Below are 16,049 nucleotides of genomic sequence, written 5' to 3'. Positions count from 1 at the left end.
CCGGCTTCCTACCTGTAGAGCCAAGCCCATGCTCGGCTGCGGAAACATCAGCCGAGCATGGGCTCGGCTCTACAGAAACAAGGTCGGTCGCGTCAGCGCTTGGCCGACAGCTTTTCCAGCGCCGCACGCAGCTGTGCCGGCGGCAGGTAGCCCCCCAGCTGGGTGCCGTCCGGCGCGAAGATCGCCGGCGTGCCGTTCACGCCCAGCTGCTGGCCCAGTGCGTACTGCATCGCCACCGGGTTGGTGCAGTTCTTTGCCGGCACGCTGCCACCGCGCTTGGCGTTGGTCAGTGCCTGGCGGCGATCAGCCGCACACCAGACCGAGATCATGTCGGTGTAGTCCTTGCTGCCGAGGCCCATGCGCGGGAATGCCAGGTACTCGACGGAGATGCCGTTGCGGTTGAGCTCGGCGATGTCCTGGTGCAGCTTGCGGCAGTAGCCGCATTCGATGTCGGTGAACACGCTGATGGTGTACTTGGCGTTCGGTGCGGCAAACACGATGCGGTCGCCATGGTTGGCCTTGGCCAGCAGATCGCGGCGGTAGCCGAGCAGGCCTTCGCTGTTGGCCGGGCCCTTGGCACGGGTGTCGTAAGGCTGCGACTGGAACAGGTAACGGCCATCATCGGACACGTACAGGAGCTGGCCGGAGACCACCACTTCACGGAAGCCCGGGAACGGTGCGGCACCGATGTAATCCACCTGGAAACCGGGATTGAGCGCGGTCAACGCGGCACGTACCGCCTGGTCGGCCGACGCGTTGGCGGCGGGGGCGGCCTTGGCCGCAGCGGCAGCAGCAGGCGCCTTGGCGGCCGGCGGGGCCGGCTGGGCGCAGGCGGTCAGGCTGAGCGCACCGAACACGGCGGCGATGGCAAATCGGAGCATGGAACGATCCGCGACAGAAGAAGACCCTGGATTCTGACACAGCCAGCGGTACCGGACAGCGGCACCGCCCATGGTTTGTGGCCGGGATTCAGGGGCCTGCTCAGCCGCGCGGATGGTGGCGGGCGTGCAGCTTCTGCAGGTGCTCGCGCGCTACCAGGGTGTAGATCTGGGTGGTGGACAGCGAGCTGTGGCCGAGCAGCATCTGCAACGCGCGCAGGTCGGCACCACGGTTGAGCAGATGGGTGGCGAAGCTGTGGCGCAGGCCGTGCGGGCTGATCCGCGCCGGGTCGATGCCGGCCACCTGCGCATGGCGCTTGACCAGGTGCCAGAACGCCTGCCGGGTCAGCGCATGCAGCGACGGCTCGATGAACAACGGCGTCTGCCCATCGGCCAGCGCCTGCACCTTGCCCTTCCCGACCAGCTGCGGCCGCGAGTGCTGCAGGTAGCGCTCCAGCCAGTGCTGGGATTCCTCGCCCAACGGCACCAGCCGTTCCTTGCTGCCCTTGCCGGTGACCCGCAGCACGCCCTGGCGCAGGTTGACCGCAGTCGCGGGCAGCAGCACCAGCTCGCTCACGCGCAGGCCGGCGGCGTACATCAGTTCCAGCATGGCGCGATCGCGCAGGCCCAATGCGCTGTCGGTATCGGGCGCTGCCAGCAGCGCGTCGATCTGGCTTTCGGCCAGCGCCTTGGGCAGCAGCCGTGGCAACTTCGGCGGGTCGAGCAGCGCGCTGGGATCCTCGCTGCGTTCGCCGCGGCGCACGCCATCGGCGAAGAACGCCCGCAACGCCGACAGCAGGCGCGCATTGCTGCGCGGCGACCAGCCATGCCGGGTGCGCCAGGCCAGATACTCGAACAGTCCGGGGCGCTCGATGCCGGCCAGGCCACCGTCGCGCCCATCCATCCAGCGCGCCAGCCCTTCCAGATCGCGCCGGTAGCTGTCGAGGGTGGCGCGGGCCAAGCCGTTCTCGGCCCAGATCGCATCAAGGAAGCGCTGGATGCGCGCGCTGTCGTCGGCGCGCAGTTCGGGCAGTTGCTGGACCAGCTTGCGGCGTTCGGCGGGGGTGGAAACATGGGCCATGCGTGCAGGATACGGGGGCCACTGCGGGCACGGCCAGCTTTGCGTATGCTCGACGCATGTCCCAGCCTGCCACCGACACGGCCTCTGCCGCTGCTACCGAAATGCCCCATCCGCGCGCATTGTTGCTGTGGCGCATGCTGGCAATGGTCTACGACGCACTGCCGGTGCTGGCACTGTGGATGCTCGCCGGCACGCTGTTCACCCTCGCCTACACCCTCAGCGGCCACGCGCAACGCGAGAACATCGCGCCATTCAGTGCCTGGCAGTGGCTGCTGTGGGCGGTGTGCTGGGCGATCACGGGGTGGTACGCCACGGCCAGCTGGCGCCGCGGCGGACAGACGCTGGGCATGCGTCCATGGCGGCTTAAAGTGCAATCGAGCGATGGCACGCCACTGCGGCGCAACCAGCTGTGGCTGCGCTTTGCGGTAGGTACGCTGTCACTGCTGCTGGGCGGGCTGGGATTCTGGTGGGCGTGGGTCGACCGTCAACGCCTGACCTGGCACGACCGCGCCAGCGGCACCCGTCTGGTGCGCATGCCGAAACGGTGATGCACGACCTGTAGAGCCGAGCCCATGCTCGGCTGGCAGGCGGTGCGCAAAAAGCAGCCGAGCATGGGCTCGGCTCTACAGAATCCAGCACGCTGGGCCGGGATGCTGGTGGTCCTGGCACGGATGCCGAAGCGGTGGATTGCTCCGGTAGCGCCGGGCATGGCCCCGCGCTACCAGAATCAGCCCGACTTGCGCCGGAACAACAGTCCGGACACCGCCAGCATCACGATCGGCGGCAACGCATAGGCAATGCGGTAGTCGAACTTCAACGCGCCGGCCATGCGCCCGAAGAACAGCTGCAGCAGCCAGAAGCCCAGCGCGAACAGGATGCCCAGGAACAGGCGCTTGCCCATGCCGCCGCTGCGCAGCGAACCAAACGCGAACGGCACCGCCGCCAGGCATAGTGCCAGCACGTTCACCGGGTAGAACCAGCGGCTCCAGTAGACATCCTCGAAATCGCGCGCATCCAGCCCGTTGCGCTGGCGGTAGGCAATGCTGGTGCTCAGCTCGGCAACGCTCAGGTTGCGCGGCTTGGCGATGCCGGTAGCCAGTGCCGCCGCATCGAGATTCGAGTTCCACGGCTCGCGCGCCACTTCCTGGCGGGTCGCCGAACGCTCGCCGAAGGTGTCGCGACGCACCCCGGTCAGCACCCAGCCGTCCTTGTCGTGCTCGGCGGTGGCGGCATGGGTCAACGAGGCGATCCCTCCGTTCCCGGCAATGCGGTAGAGACGCACGTCGCGCAGGATCAGGCGGGTGCCCTTGTCACCGACCAGCTGCTCCTCGCCGCTCTGCGCGTTGAGGAAGGTATCGCCTTCGCGTGCCCACAGGCCGGAGTAGCGGCTGGTCGCGATATCCCGGCCCCACTTGGCGCTGGACTTCAGCGCATCGGCGCGGTCCTGGCCCCAGGGGCCCAGCGTCTCGGCGCTGAGCACCATCACCGCGGTCAGCAGCGACAGCGCGATCGCCACCGAAACGCTCAGGCGCTTGCGCGACAGGCCCAGTGCACGCAGCGCGGTCAGTTCAGAGGTCGCTGCCAGCTGGCCCAGGCCCATCAGTGCGCCGATCACCGCGGCCGTGGGGAACATGGTGTAGGCGCGGCGCGGCACCGTGTACAGCACCCAGGCGGCGGCATGGCCAAGCGTATAGCCGTTCTTGCCGATGTCCTTGAACTCGCCGGAGAAGGCCATCACCACGTCCAGGCCGACCAGCACCGCCCAGGTCAGCAGCACCGTGGTGAACACCGACCGGCCCAGGTACAGATCGAAACGCATCGGGCGCAGCCTCATGCGCGGGCTCCCTTCGGGTGGCCCAGGCGGCCATCACGTGCATACATCCAGATCGCCAGCGCCAGCAGCGGCACCGTCAACCACCACAGGCCCAGCGCGGCCGGAATCTTGCCGTTGGCAATCCAGCCACTGCCGATGAACATCAGGTTGGTACCCACCATGTAGGCCATCAGGGCCAGCATCATGCGGCCATAGCGCTGCTGCCGCGGCGAACTGCGGCCCAGCGGCACGGTCAGCAGGGCGAACGCCAGCGCGATCAGCGGCGGTGCGATGCGACGGTGCAGCTGCGCCTGCGCCTGCGGGCGCGCATCGCCGATCAGCTTCAGGGTCGGCATCAGTTCCGGGTCGTCCTCGGTGCGGGTCTGTGCGCCGTCGGGCAGGGCCACGTCATTGCGGGCGAAGGTCGCCAGCCGGTAGTCGAGCCCACCGGCCACGGGCCCTTCCACCTGGTGGCCATCATCCAGTTCCAGGAAGCGCTGGCGGGTGCCCTCGAAGTACATGCGGCCACTGTTGGCCGACACCACTTCCAGGCGATCATCCTTCTGCCGCTGCAGGAACACCTTGCCCAGCTGGGTGCCGTCGGGCGAGATCGAGGACAGGTAGACCACGCCGCCGTTGGGCAGCGGCGTGAAACGGCCCGGCTCCAGGCCGGCCATCAGCACGCTGCGGTTGGCCTCGATGACCATCTGCTCTGCCACCCGGCCGGCCCACGGGCCCAGCCACAGCGAGCAGGCGCCGACCAGCAGCACCACCGGCACCACCAGCATCAGCAGCGGCCGCAGCAGCCGCTTTGGGCCTACCCCGATCGCGGTGATGACCGCCATCTCCGAGTCGCGGTACAGGCGGGCGATGGCCAGCAACAGGCCCAGCATCAGCGCCAGCGGCAGGATCAGAGGCAGGTAGGCGATGAACTGCAGGCCCAGCTGCGAGAACAGCAGCTTGGCCGGCAGGCGCCCGTCGGCGATGTTGCCGAGGATGTCCACCAGCACGCCGCCCACGCTGACCACCAGCAGGACGATCAGGGTAGCCAGGAAACTCTGGACGAAATCGCCCAGCAGGTATCGGTCGAGCTTCAGCATGGGGCGGTGGTTTAAACTCTGGGGTTCGTTCGCGGTGCCGCCCAGTCTACTGTCTGGGCGTAAACGGCCTGCGATTGTACGGACTCGCCAATGGAATCTGCTCAATGGCCCTCGAATTCACCCTGAACCACGTTGCTCCGGTCGCCGCCACCGTTGATTGCCTGGTGGTCGGCGCGTATGCCGACCATACCCTGACCCCGGCCGCGCAGGCGCTGGATGCCGCCAGCGGTGGCCGCCTGGCCGCCCTGGCCCAGCGTGGCGACCTGTCCGGCAAGACCGGCGCCACCACCCTGCTGCACGACCTGCCGGGCGTGAGCGCGCCGCGCGTGCTGGTGGTCGGCCTCGGCGACGCCGCCCGCTTCGGCGTGCCGCAGTACCTGAAGGCCGTGGGCGACGCCGTGCGTGCTTTGAAGGCCGGCGCTGCCCGCAGCGCACTGTTCACCCTGTCCGAAGTGGCAGTGAAGGACCGCGACGCGGCCTGGGCGATCCGCCAGGCGGTGATCGCCGCCGATCACGCCGCCTACCGCTACACCGCCACCCTGGGCAAGAAGAAGGCCGACGACGCCGGCCTGGCCCAGCTGGCCATCGCCGGTGACGACGCGCAGGCCCTGGCCCAGGGCCAGGCCATCGCCGCCGGTGTCGAGTTCGCCCGCGAGCTGGGCAACCTGCCGCCGAACTACTGCACCCCGGCCTACCTGGCCGAGGTGGGCGTGAAGTTCGCCGGCGAGCATGACGGTGCCGAAGCCGAGATCCTCGACGAGCACCAGATGGAAGCGCTGGGCATGGGCTCGCTGCTGGCCGTGGCCCGTGGCTCGGCCAACCGCCCGCGCCTGGTCGTGCTGAAGTGGAACAATGGCGGCGACGCCAAGCCCTACGTGCTGGTCGGCAAGGGCATCACCTTCGATACCGGTGGCGTCAACCTGAAGACCCAGGGCGGCATTGAAGAGATGAAGTACGACATGTGCGGTGGCGCAAACGTCATCGGCACCTTCGTCGCAGCGGTCAAGGCCAAGCTGCCGCTGAACCTGGTGGTGGTGGTGCCGGCGGTGGAAAACGCCATTGACGGCAATGCCTACCGCCCGTCCGACGTGATCACCTCGATGTCGGGCAAAACCATTGAAGTGGGCAACACCGACGCCGAAGGCCGCCTGATCCTGTGCGATGCGCTGACCTACGCGCAGCGCTTCGAACCGGCGGCGCTGGTCGATGTCGCCACCCTGACCGGTGCCTGCATGGTCGCCCTGGGCCACCAGACCGCCGGCCTGATGAGCAAGCACGACGACTTGGCCAACGAGTTGCTGGCCGCCGGCGAGCAGGTATTCGACCGCGCCTGGCGCCTGCCGCTGTGGGACGAATACCAGCCGATGCTGGATTCGACCTTCGCCGACGTCTACAACATCGGCGGCCGCTGGGCCGGTGCGATCACCGCCGGCTGCTTCCTGTCGCGCTTCGCCGAAGGCCAGCGCTGGGCCCACCTGGACATCGCCGGCGTGGCCAGCGATGAAGGCAAGCGCGGCATGGCCACCGGCCGCCCGGTGGGCCTGCTGAGCCAGTGGCTGCTGGACCAGGCCGCCCGCGCCTGATGCCGTACCCGACCCTGGCCGGCAGACGCCGGCCCGGGCCTCGCCCGGCACCGCCGGAACCCTGCCTGACCCGGACCCTGCCATGCCCCGCGCCGACTTCTACCTGATCGCCAAGCCCCGTTTCCTGACCGAGCCCCTGCGCCTGGTCTGCGAGCTGGCGCGCAAGGCCAACGATGCCGGGCTGTTCACCCTGGTACTGGCCCGCGACCAGGCCCAGGCCGAGGAGCTGGACGAACTGCTGTGGGCGTTCGACAACGATGCCTACATCCCGCACCAGATTGCCGGCGAAGACATGGACGAGGAAGAAGCCCTGGTGCTGATCGCCGTGCCCGGCACCGAGGCACCGGTGCGTCCGCTGGTGATCAACCTGCGCGACGAGCCCTGGCTGGGCCAGTGCGAGCGCGTGCTGGAAGTGGTTCCGGCCGATCCGGAAGCGCGCGAACCGCTGCGCGAACGCTGGCGCCAGTACAAGGCCGCCGGTTACGACCTGAACAAGCACGACATGTAAGCGCGCCCCGGTCCCTTGATGGGCCGCCGCCGCGCCCTGATCCTTCAACGATTACCTCCTGGTTCCCCCGCATGACCCAACTCGCCTCCAGCTACGACCCGACGTCCTTCGAGACCGACCTCTACGAGGCCTGGGAGAAGGCCGGCCACTTCAAGCCGTCCGGCAAGGGCGAGCCCTACACCATCCTGCTGCCGCCGCCGAACGTGACCGGCACCCTGCACATGGGCCACGCGTTCCAGCAGACCCTGATGGACGCGCTGGTGCGCTACCACCGCATGCGCGGCTACGACACGCTGTGGCAGGTCGGTACCGACCACGCCGGCATAGCGACCGAAATGGTGGTCAGCCGCAATCTGGCGCTGGAGGGCAAGGGCGAGACGCGCGATTCGCTGGGCCGCGAAGGCTTCATCGGCAAGGTCTGGGAGTGGAAGCAGCAGTCCGGCGACACCATCGAGCGCCAGATGCGCCGACTTGGCACTTCTGCCGACTGGTCGCGCAGCACCTTCACCATGGACCCGCAGCCGTCGGCGGCGGTCAACGAAGCCTTCGTGCGCTGGTACGAGCAGGGCCTGATCTACCGTGGCCAGCGCCTGGTGAACTGGGACCCGGTGCTGAAGACCGCCATTTCCGACCTGGAAGTGGAGAGTGCCGAGGAAGACGGCTTCCTGTGGTCGATCGCCTACACGTTGGATGAAGGCCTGAGCTACGAGCACGTCGAGCGCGATGCCGATGGCGTGGAAACCCTGCGCGAAATCCGCGACTACCTGGTCGTCGCCACCACCCGTCCGGAAACCCTGCTGGGCGATACCGCAGTGATGGTGCACCCGGAAGACGAACGCTACGCGCACCTGATCGGCAGAAACGTGGTGCTGCCTTTGACCGGCCGCCGCGTGCCGGTGATCGCCGATGATTACGTGGACCGCGCGTTCGGCACCGGCGTGGTCAAGGTCACCCCGGCGCATGATTTCAACGACTACGAAGTGGGCGTGCGCCACAGCCTGCCGATGATCAACCTGTTCACGCCGGTGGCAGCGCTGAACGAAAACGCGCCGGAACGCTTCCAGGGCCTGGACCGCTATGAAGCGCGCAAGGCCGTGCTGGCCGAACTGGAAGACCTGGGCATCCTGATCGAGACAAAGGCGCACAAGCTGCAGGTGCCGCGCGGTGACCGTACCGGCCAGGTGATCGAGCCGTACCTGACCGACCAGTGGTTCGTGAAGATGGACGACCTGGCCAAGCGTGGCCTGGAACTGGTCGAGGACGGTTCGATCTCCTTCGTGCCGCCGAACTGGATCAACACCTACCGCCACTGGATGAACAACATCCAGGACTGGTGCATCAGCCGCCAGCTGTGGTGGGGCCACCGCATCCCGGCGTGGTTCGATGCCGCCACCGGCAGCTGCTATGTCGGTCGCAGCGAAGAGGAAGTGCGCGCCAAGAACAACCTCGGCAGCGACGTGGTGCTGAACCAGGAAAGCGACGTGCTGGAGACCTGGTTCTCCTCGCAGCTGTGGCCGTTCTCCACCCTGGGCTGGCCGAATGAGCAGGCCATGGCCGAGCGCGGCTTCGACCGCTACCTGCCATCGTCGGTGCTGATCACCGGCTTCGACATCATCTTCTTCTGGGTGGCGCGCATGATCATGGCCACCGACAACCTGGTCGGAAAGATCCCGTTCAAGGACGTCTACTTCACCGGCCTGATCCGCGACGGCCAGGGCCAGAAGATGTCCAAGAGCAAGGGCAACGTGCTCGACCCGCTGGACATCATCGACGGCATCACCATCGACGACCTGGTCGCCAAGCGTACCGGCGGCCTGATGCAGCCGAAGATGGTGGAGAAGATCGAAAAGGCCACCCGCAAGGAATTCCCGGACGGCATTGCTGCCCACGGTGCCGATGCGCTGCGCTTCACCATCGCCGCGCTGGCCACCCACGGCCGCGACATCAAGTTCGACATGAACCGCGCCGAGGGCTACAAGAACTTCTGCAACAAGCTGTGGAACGCCAGCCGCTTCGCCCTGATGAACACCGAAGGCGCTGCGTTCACCGGCGTGCCGAAGCCGCGTACCGATGCCGAGCGCTGGATCCTCGCGCGCCTGGCCGCCACCACCGCCGAAGCGCAGGGCCATTTCGCCGCCTACCGCTTCGACCTGCTGGCGCAGTGCCTGTACGAGTTCGCCTGGAACGCGTTCTGCGACTGGTTCCTGGAACTGAGCAAGCCGGCACTGAACGGTGCAGACGCCGCCGACGCCGAAAGCACCCGCCACACCCTGCTGTACGTGCTGGAAGCGCTGCTGCGCCTGCTGCACCCGCTCACGCCGTTCATCACCGAACAGCTGTGGCAGCAGCTGGCCCCGCGCCTGGGCCTGACCGAAACCACGCTGTCGCTGCGCCCGTACCCGACCGCCGCCGAGTTCGAAGGCGATTTCGCCCAGGCCGAGGCCGACGTGGAATGGCTGAAGGCGGTGATCAGTGCCGTGCGCCGCGTGCGCAGTGAGCTGAACGTCGCGCCGTCCAAGCTGGTGCCGCTCCGCCTGCAGGCCGGCCTGGCGCAGGACCGCGTGCGTATTGAACGCTTCAGCGCCTCGCTGTCGTTCCTGCTGAAGCTGGACAGCGTCCAGTGGCTGGCCGAAGGCGAAAGCGCACCGCCGGCGGCCGCCGCGATCGTGGGCGAGCTGAAGCTGCTGGTGCCGCTGGAAGGCCTGGTCGATCTGGACGCCGAGCGCGCACGCCTGGACAAGGAGATCAAGCGCGTGGAAGGCGAGCAGGAAAAGAGCGAAACCAAGCTGGCCAGGTTCACCGACAAGGTTCCACCGGCGGTGGTCGAGCAGGAGCGCGTGCGATTGGCCGACTGGAACACCCAGCTGGCCGGCCTGCGCGAACAGCGCGCGAAGCTGTAACACCTCGCCCTGGTGGGTGCCAACCAAGGTTGGCACCCACCAAACCCGGAACATTTTCCCGGCATGGCATCATCACCGGATGCCGCTTTCCATCTTCCTGCTGGTCCTCGCCGCTGCGGCACTGCATGCCAGCTGGAATGCGATCGTCAAACGCGGGCCGGACAAGTTCCTCGGCACCGTGCTGGTGACCGGCAGCGCTGCGCTGCTGTCGGCGGCGGCCCTGCCCTTCCTGCCGTTCCCGGCCGCGCAAAGCTGGCCCTGGCTGGCTGCATCCGTACTGCTGCAGGTGACCTACTACGGGCTGGTCGCACGCTGCTACCAGCGGGTCGACATGAGCCTGGCCTATCCGCTGATGCGTGGCAGCGCGCCGATCCTGGTTGCACTGGCGGGCTCCCTGCTGGGCGAGCAACTGCCCCCGGCGGCGTGGCTGGGCGTGGTGCTGGTGAGCACCGGCATCCTGTGCATGGCACTGGGTGCACGTGGCGGCCAGCTGCGCCTGCCGCTGCTGACTGCGGCGATGATCGCCACCTACACCCTGGTCGATGCGCACGGCGCGCGCGAGTCCGGCAGCGCGCTCAGCTACACGCTGTGGTTGTTCCTGCTGTCGGGCATTCCGCTGCCGCTGTGGGCGTTGTACACCCGCGGCGGCGCGGTATTGGACTATGCGCGGCAGCATTGGCCACTGGGCCTGGCCGGTGGCGTCGGCACCACCGCCTCCTACGCGATGGCGTTGTGGGCCATGACCCAGGCACCGGTGGCGATGGTCTCGGCGCTGCGCGAATCCTCGATCCTGTTCGCGTTGCTGATCTCGGTATTCGTGCTGCGCGAGCGGATTCCGCGTGCGCGCTGGCTGGCAGCGGCGTTGATTGTGGGTGGCGTGCTCGCACTGCGGATGGCGTGAGAGAAGCGTGCCAACCAAGGTTGGCGGCTAGCGGTAGTGCCGGCCGCTGGCCGGCACCCTTCTCCGTCACAACGGCGGCATCGCCTGCAGGTCACCATCGACCAGCTCGATCGCCATCACCACCGCGTCCTCGCGGCCCTGTGCGGCCGGGTAGTAGCGCGGGCGGCGGCCGATCTCGTTGAAGCCTTCGCTGTGGTACAGCGCCAGCGCCGGCGTATTGGACGGACGCACTTCGAGGAACACACGCTGTGCCCCCCGGTCGCCAGCCAGCTGTACCAGCGCGCGCAGCAGTTGACGACCCAGCCCACGCGACTGCGCCAGCGGATCGATGCAGATGTTCAATACATGTGCCTCATCGGCCGCGATGCTGAGCACCCCATAGCCGATCAACTGACCATCGCGCTCCATGGCCAGGCCGGGATAGCCCGCACGCAGGCAATCGACGAAGATGCCGCGGGTCCACGGAAACGGATACCCGCGTACTTCAATCGCCATCACCGCGTTGAGGTCACTCTCGCGCAGCGCGCGCAGGCTGACCGGACCAGGCTGGCTGACCGCACTCACGGTGCGCCCCGCTTGCGCAGGGCACGCAGCTGCGGCCACAGCGCGCGCTTGGCGGCGGGATCCTGGCGCAGCTGGTCCAACGGCCAGCTGTCCATCAGCGCCTGCGTGGCCGGATCATTGGGATTGCAGCCGGACGCGCGCAGCAAGGCGATCTGCAGGCGATCCGGCAGCCGCACCACCGGCTGCCGGGCATTGCCGCCGGGCAGCGGGCGGGCCGCCGCCGGCGCGGTATTCGGTGCGTTGACTGGGGTCTGGCGACGTGGTGGCGCCTGGCGTTCCTGCCGGGAAACCGGTGTTGGCGCAGCCAGAGGTTCGCGCGCGGGCGCGGTGGGTGCCCGCGCCTGCTCCACCGCTGGCGCGGCAGCCGCCTCGGCTTCGGCCACGCTCAGCTGCAGCGCGGCGTCCAGCTCGGCGGCCAGCTGGCCGTCGTGATAGACGGTGTAGCCCATGGCCTGCAGCCAGGCCTGCTGGGCCGGTGACCACAGCACGGGCAGGTCCTGGCTCACGCGGCCTCGGGCTTCTTGCGCAGGCGCTGCACGGCCCACATCACCGGGCCGGACAGGGCGTACAGGATGCCCACCGCGAACAGCACGCGCGGCAGATCGATGACCGCGATGGCGATGGCCACCGGCACCAGGGCCAGCACCAGGAACGGCACGCGGTCGGAACGGGTACCCTTGGCGCCGCCGCCCTTGAAGCTCCAGAAGCGGATGCGGCTGACCATCAGCAGCGCCGCGATGATCGTCACCGCCAGCGCCACGTAGCGCAGCTGGTTGCCGTCCCAGCCCAGGTTGCCATCTGCGAACGCCCAGACGAAGGACATCATCAGGCCGGCCGCAGCCGGGCTGGCCAGGCCGACGAACCAGCGTTTGTCGACCACCGCCACCTGGGTATTGAAGCGGGCCAGGCGCAGTGCCGCGCAGGCCGCGTACAGGAACGCTACGGCCCAGCCAACGCGGCCGAGCAGCGGATCGTCGAACTTCAGCCACGACAGCGACCAGTGATACATCACCAGCGCCGGAGCCATGCCGAAGCTGACCAGGTCGGCCAGCGAGTCGTACTGCACGCCGAATTCGCTGCTGGTGCCGGTCAGGCGCGCCACGCGCCCATCCAGCCCATCCATCACCGCCGCCACGAACACGGCGATGCTGGCGTTGACGAAATCCCCATTGGCCGCGGCGATGATCGCGTAGAAGCCGGCGAACAGTCCGGCAGTGGTGAACAGGTTGGGCAGCAGGTAAATCGTGCGCGAACGCGGCGGCGGTGTGATCGGGTCCATGGAATCCAGTTTAATCGACTTGCCAGTGCTCGGCGCCAATGCTGCAATCGGCGTTCTACGCCCATTCCGCGGAGTTTGCCATGCGTGCCCTGTCCTGCCTTGGATGCCTGCTGCTGCTGGCCAGTGCCAGCGCCGTGGCTGGCCCGGTCTATAAATGGAAGGACGCCCATGGCGTGACCCAGTACTCGGAGACCCCGCCGGCGGGCAAAAAGTACGAGACCCGGGAGCAGGCGCGCAGCCCGCAGACTGCAGCCAGCACCCAGACTCCGGCTGCACCGGTGCCCGAGCAGTGCAGCACCGCCCGTGCCAACCTGGCCTTGCTGGATGGTGGCGGCCAGGTGATGCAGGACACCGATGGTGATGGCAAGGCCGATACCCCGTTGAGCCCGGAGCAGCGCACCGCGCAGAAGGGGCTGGCGGAGGCCGCGATCAAGGCGTACTGCCCACCGGCAAGTTAAGGGGGTCGGCAGGGCTGCGCCCTGCACCTGCAGAGGCTGCATGCAACGGCAACGGCAACGTCAAAAGCGGGCATTCCGTGGAATGGCGGGGCGGTGTCGGATTGCGGGGACGCCGCAAGTACGTCCATGTAGGCCTGGCCGCGGCATCCATGCGGCTGACACCCCGCAATCCGACACCGCCCCACCCCCGACAGATTCCCGGTGGCCAATAGATCCACGCCATGCGTGGATGAAATCTGTCGGATCTCGAATTGAATCCGGGGTCAGATCCGTTTTCCTGCGGAAAACGGATCTGACCCCAGGAGCCATTCCGACAGCTTGCAGGAAACTGTCGAAGGCGGGGTGGGTCCGTTTGCGGGGTGTCAGCCGCATGGATGCCGCGGCCAAGCCCCCAGGGATGGGTTTACGGCGTCTCCCGCAACCTGACCCACCCCGCCATCCCACGGGAAGCCCGCTGTTGCTGTTGCTGTTGCTGTTGCAGCTGACGTTGCTTGAGGCGGGTGCAGGGCGCAGCCCTGCCGATACCCCTCCCCCCGGCCGGGCTGGCAGAATAGGCGTCTCTGCCGTTATCCGAAGCCGACGATGCGCCTCTCCCAGTTCCACCTGCACACCACCAAGGAAACCCCCAGCGACGCCGAGCTCACCAGCCACCGGCTGATGCTGCGCGCGGGCATGATCCGCAAGCTGGCATCGGGCCTGTACACCTGGTCGCCGCTGGGCCTGCGCGTGCTGCGCAAGGTCGAGCGCATCGTGCGCGAGGAAATGGACCGCGCCGGTGCCGTGGAATTCCAGATCCCGACCATCCAGCCGAAGGAACTGTGGGAGCAGACCGGGCGCTGGCAGAAGTTCGGCCCGCAGCTGCTGAAGATCAAGGACCGCAAGGACCAGGTGTTCTGCTACAGCCCGACCGCCGAGGAAGCAGCCTGCGACTTCGCGCGCAGCGAGCTGTCCAGCTACAAGCAATTGCCGGTGAACTTCTACCAGGTACAGACCAAGTTCCGCGACGAGATCCGCCCGCGTTTCGGCGTGATGCGTTCGCGCGAGTTCCTGATGAAGGACGCCTATTCGTTCCACCTGCACGACGAGTGCCTGGTGCGCGAATACGAGAACATGAAGTCGGCCTACAGCCGCATCTTCACCCGCCTCGGCCTGGACTTCCGCATGGTGCAGGCCGACTCCGGCGCAATCGGCGGCGATGCGTCGCAGGAATTCCACGTGATCGCCGATTCCGGTGAAGACGCGCTGGTGTTCTCCACCGGCTCGGACTACGCGGCCAACATGGAAGCGGCGATTGCCGCCGATCCGGCGCCGCGTGCGGCCGCCAGCGAAGCCATGCGCAAGGTCGACACCCCCAGCCAGAAGACCTGCGAGGAGGTCGCGGCCCTGCTCGGCATCGACCTGCAGCGCACGGTGAAGTCGGTGGCGCTGATCGCGGGTGAAGGAAAGGCACAGCAGTTCGTGCTGGTACTGGTGCGCGGTGACCATGAAGTCAACGAGATCAAGCTGGCCAAGGTTGCCGGCCTGGACGAACAGCGCTTCGCCAGCGAGGCGGAGATCGCCGAGCATCTGGGCAGCGTGCCGGGCTTCCTCGGCCCGGTCGCCCCGGCCAAGCCCATCCGCGTGGTCGCCGATCGCGAAGTGGCGGCGATGTCGGACTTCGTCGTCGGCGCCAACGAAACCGGCTTCCACCTGGCCGGCGTCAACTGGGGCCGCGACCTGCCGGAACCGGAAGTGGCGGACATCCGCAACGTGCGTGCCGGTGACCGCGCAGTGGACGGTGGCGAACTGAAGATCGCCCGTGGCATCGAAGTCGGCCACGTGTTCCAGCTCGGTCGCAAGTACGCCGAAGCGCTGGATGCCACCGTGCTGGATGAAAACGGCAAGGCGGCGGTGATGGCGATGGGCTGCTATGGCATCGGTATCTCGCGCGTGGTAGCTGCCGCGATCGAACAGAACCATGACGATGCCGGCATCATCTGGCCGGACGCGATGGCGCCGTGGCAGGTGGTGGTGTGCGTGATCAACCCGAAGGGCGATGCTGCCGTGGCCGACGCTGCGGCCAACCTGTTGCAGGAACTGCGCGATGCCGGCCTGGACGCGGCGCTTGACGATCGCGGCCTGCGCCCGGGCGCGATGTTCGCCGACATGGAACTGATCGGCATCCCGCACCGCGTGGTGGTCAGCGAACGCGGCCTGGCCGCCGGTACCTACGAATACCGCTCGCGCCGCGCCAGCGAAGCAGAAAGCCTGGACAAGGCCTCCCTGCTGCAGCGTCTGCAGGGCTGATCAGGAAAAAGACCGGGCCCTGCCCCGGTCTTTTTTTTCTGCCGCGGTCTTCCCCGATATTGCAGCGGACATAATCCGGTCAAAATCACCGCGACGGCGCCTGCATGCCGCCACGCCATGACCCGCCTGCATTTGTGCTGTGATTAATTCATCTCTATTCTGTCCGCCGACGCCATGGACTGGCTTGTCCCGTCCACACATTAGTTTCCGGAGTAACCGTAAATGAGCATTGACCTGACCGGCCTGTCAGCACGCGAGCTGGGCGCCCTGATCCGTACCGCCAAGAAGCAGCAGACCATCGTCGCCAAGCGCCGGCCGATCACCAAGGTCCGGGCCCAGCTGACCAAGCTGGCCAAGACCGAGGGTTACACCATCGAAGAACTGTTCGGCAGCGCCCCGGCCACGCGTGCCCGCAAGGCCGCTCCGGCCGCCAAGGCCCCGTCGAAGACCGCCGGCCGCAAGCTGGGCAAGGTTGCCCCGAAGTACCGCAACCCGGCCAACCCCAAGGAAACCTGGACCGGCCGTGGCAAGCAGCCGCGCTGGATGGCTGAGCTGACTGCCAAGGGCAACAAGAAGCCGGAAGATTTCCTGATCAAGAAGGCCTGAGGCCGGATCGGGATGCAATGGAAAACGCCGGCGAAAGCCGGCGTTTTTTGTTTGTAGAGCCGAGCCCACGCTCGGCTATCCATATCCGAAGC

The 16,049-nt window shown here is 67.5% G+C and carries 15 protein-coding genes; 8 read left to right on the top strand and 7 right to left on the bottom strand.

All coding sequences use genetic code 11. The features are described from left to right. Positions 1 to 92: 92 nt before the first annotated feature. Together AC5P8C_RS14775 and xerD are read right to left on the bottom strand one after the other, a co-directional pair. On the bottom strand, positions 93 to 881 hold the full coding sequence (locus AC5P8C_RS14775; protein WP_021203463.1) for a DsbC family protein: 789 nt from the start codon (positions 879 to 881) through the stop codon (positions 93 to 95). A 100-nt stretch (positions 882 to 981) separates the two neighbouring features. Next, complete coding sequence (gene xerD / locus AC5P8C_RS14770) at positions 982 to 1,959, bottom strand: site-specific tyrosine recombinase XerD (protein ID WP_233653242.1); 978 nt, start codon at positions 1,957 to 1,959, stop codon at positions 982 to 984. Positions 1,960 to 2,015: 56 nt separating this feature from the next. Here xerD and AC5P8C_RS14765 point away from each other — a divergent pair, with 56 nt between their 5' ends. Then, positions 2,016 to 2,507 carry an RDD family protein gene (locus AC5P8C_RS14765; RefSeq protein ID WP_021203465.1) on the top strand — a complete coding sequence of 164 codons (492 nt, stop codon included), beginning with the start codon at positions 2,016 to 2,018 and terminating at the stop codon, positions 2,505 to 2,507. A gap of 179 nt (positions 2,508 to 2,686) precedes the next feature. On the opposite strand, the gene lptG is transcribed toward AC5P8C_RS14765, so the two are convergent. Next, positions 2,687 to 3,793, bottom strand: coding sequence for an LPS export ABC transporter permease LptG (gene lptG, locus AC5P8C_RS14760; protein WP_019660994.1), 1,107 nt, complete (start codon positions 3,791 to 3,793; stop codon positions 2,687 to 2,689). Then, on the bottom strand, positions 3,790 to 4,872 hold the full coding sequence (gene lptF / locus AC5P8C_RS14755) for an LPS export ABC transporter permease LptF (protein WP_019660993.1): 1,083 nt from the start codon (positions 4,870 to 4,872) through the stop codon (positions 3,790 to 3,792). Before lptF ends, lptG begins: the two co-directional genes overlap by 4 nt. A 104-nt stretch (positions 4,873 to 4,976) precedes the next feature. Here lptF and AC5P8C_RS14750 point away from each other — a divergent pair, with 104 nt between their 5' ends. The 4 genes from AC5P8C_RS14750 (at position 4,977) to AC5P8C_RS14735 (ending at position 10,764) form a co-directional block, all read left to right on the top strand. After that, a complete protein-coding gene (locus AC5P8C_RS14750; RefSeq protein WP_233653244.1) occupies positions 4,977 to 6,455 on the top strand; it encodes a leucyl aminopeptidase in 1,479 nt (492 codons plus the stop codon). A gap of 82 nt (positions 6,456 to 6,537) precedes the next feature. Further along, positions 6,538 to 6,963 (top strand): DNA polymerase III subunit chi, encoded by a 426-nt coding sequence (locus AC5P8C_RS14745; RefSeq protein ID WP_019660991.1) that lies wholly within the window; start codon positions 6,538 to 6,540, stop codon positions 6,961 to 6,963. 71 nt (positions 6,964 to 7,034) lie between these two features. Next, positions 7,035 to 9,863, top strand: coding sequence for a valine--tRNA ligase (locus AC5P8C_RS14740; protein ID WP_019660990.1), 2,829 nt, complete (start codon positions 7,035 to 7,037; stop codon positions 9,861 to 9,863). A gap of 79 nt (positions 9,864 to 9,942) precedes the next feature. Continuing rightward, a complete protein-coding gene (locus AC5P8C_RS14735) occupies positions 9,943 to 10,764 on the top strand; it encodes an EamA family transporter (RefSeq protein WP_019660989.1) in 822 nt (273 codons plus the stop codon). A 66-nt stretch (positions 10,765 to 10,830) separates the two neighbouring features. Here AC5P8C_RS14735 and rimI read toward each other — a convergent pair whose 3' ends face one another. The 3 genes from rimI to pssA are packed head-to-tail and all read right to left on the bottom strand — an operon-like array spanning position 10,831 to position 12,607. Beyond that, positions 10,831 to 11,328: a ribosomal protein S18-alanine N-acetyltransferase gene (gene rimI / locus AC5P8C_RS14730; RefSeq protein ID WP_019660988.1), complete on the bottom strand. Its 498-nt coding sequence runs from the start codon at positions 11,326 to 11,328 to the stop codon at positions 10,831 to 10,833. After that, complete coding sequence (locus AC5P8C_RS14725) at positions 11,325 to 11,834, bottom strand: hypothetical protein (protein WP_019660987.1); 510 nt, start codon at positions 11,832 to 11,834, stop codon at positions 11,325 to 11,327. Before AC5P8C_RS14725 ends, rimI begins: the two co-directional genes overlap by 4 nt. Further along, positions 11,831 to 12,607 carry a CDP-diacylglycerol--serine O-phosphatidyltransferase gene (gene pssA / locus AC5P8C_RS14720; RefSeq protein ID WP_019660986.1) on the bottom strand — a complete coding sequence of 259 codons (777 nt, stop codon included), beginning with the start codon at positions 12,605 to 12,607 and terminating at the stop codon, positions 11,831 to 11,833. The genes AC5P8C_RS14725 and pssA overlap by 4 nt, the downstream gene beginning before the upstream one ends. An 80-nt stretch (positions 12,608 to 12,687) precedes the next feature. Between pssA and AC5P8C_RS14715 the strand changes: the two genes are divergently transcribed. The 3 genes from AC5P8C_RS14715 to AC5P8C_RS14705 all read left to right on the top strand — a co-directional run bounded on the left by AC5P8C_RS14715 (position 12,688) and on the right by AC5P8C_RS14705 (position 15,957). Then, positions 12,688 to 13,065 carry a DUF4124 domain-containing protein gene (locus AC5P8C_RS14715; RefSeq protein WP_026347125.1) on the top strand — a complete coding sequence of 126 codons (378 nt, stop codon included), beginning with the start codon at positions 12,688 to 12,690 and terminating at the stop codon, positions 13,063 to 13,065. Positions 13,066 to 13,647: 582 nt separating this feature from the next. Continuing rightward, complete coding sequence (locus AC5P8C_RS14710; RefSeq protein WP_019660984.1) at positions 13,648 to 15,351, top strand: proline--tRNA ligase; 1,704 nt, start codon at positions 13,648 to 13,650, stop codon at positions 15,349 to 15,351. 222 nt (positions 15,352 to 15,573) lie between these two features. Continuing rightward, positions 15,574 to 15,957, top strand: coding sequence for an H-NS histone family protein (locus AC5P8C_RS14705; RefSeq protein WP_010480700.1), 384 nt, complete (start codon positions 15,574 to 15,576; stop codon positions 15,955 to 15,957). Positions 15,958 to 16,049 lie beyond the last annotated feature (92 nt).

The sequence above is a fragment of the Stenotrophomonas sp. YJH_SMC_46 genome, from assembly GCF_059370315.1.
This window is presented reverse-complemented; position numbering and strand designations above follow the sequence as displayed.

Bases quoted from the DNA above. Each gene is read 5' to 3' on its own strand.
- AC5P8C_RS14775 (WP_021203463.1), bottom strand. From the start codon at position 881: ATGCTCCGATTTGCCATCGCCGCCGTGTTCGGTGCGCTCAGCCTGACC.
- AC5P8C_RS14740 (WP_019660990.1), top strand. From the start codon at position 7,035: ATGACCCAACTCGCCTCCAGCTACGACCCGACGTCCTTCGAGACCGAC.
- AC5P8C_RS14710 (WP_019660984.1), top strand. From the start codon at position 13,648: ATGCGCCTCTCCCAGTTCCACCTGCACACCACCAAGGAAACCCCCAGC.
- AC5P8C_RS14715 (WP_026347125.1), top strand. From the start codon at position 12,688: ATGCGTGCCCTGTCCTGCCTTGGATGCCTGCTGCTGCTGGCCAGTGCC.
- AC5P8C_RS14745 (WP_019660991.1), top strand. From the start codon at position 6,538: ATGCCCCGCGCCGACTTCTACCTGATCGCCAAGCCCCGTTTCCTGACC.
- xerD (WP_233653242.1), bottom strand. From the start codon at position 1,959: ATGGCCCATGTTTCCACCCCCGCCGAACGCCGCAAGCTGGTCCAGCAA.
- AC5P8C_RS14765 (WP_021203465.1), top strand. From the start codon at position 2,016: ATGTCCCAGCCTGCCACCGACACGGCCTCTGCCGCTGCTACCGAAATG.
- AC5P8C_RS14735 (WP_019660989.1), top strand. From the start codon at position 9,943: ATGCCGCTTTCCATCTTCCTGCTGGTCCTCGCCGCTGCGGCACTGCAT.
- lptF (WP_019660993.1), bottom strand. From the start codon at position 4,872: ATGCTGAAGCTCGACCGATACCTGCTGGGCGATTTCGTCCAGAGTTTC.
- AC5P8C_RS14705 (WP_010480700.1), top strand. From the start codon at position 15,574: ATGAGCATTGACCTGACCGGCCTGTCAGCACGCGAGCTGGGCGCCCTG.
- lptG (WP_019660994.1), bottom strand. From the start codon at position 3,793: ATGAGGCTGCGCCCGATGCGTTTCGATCTGTACCTGGGCCGGTCGGTG.
- AC5P8C_RS14750 (WP_233653244.1), top strand. From the start codon at position 4,977: ATGGCCCTCGAATTCACCCTGAACCACGTTGCTCCGGTCGCCGCCACC.
- pssA (WP_019660986.1), bottom strand. From the start codon at position 12,607: ATGGACCCGATCACACCGCCGCCGCGTTCGCGCACGATTTACCTGCTG.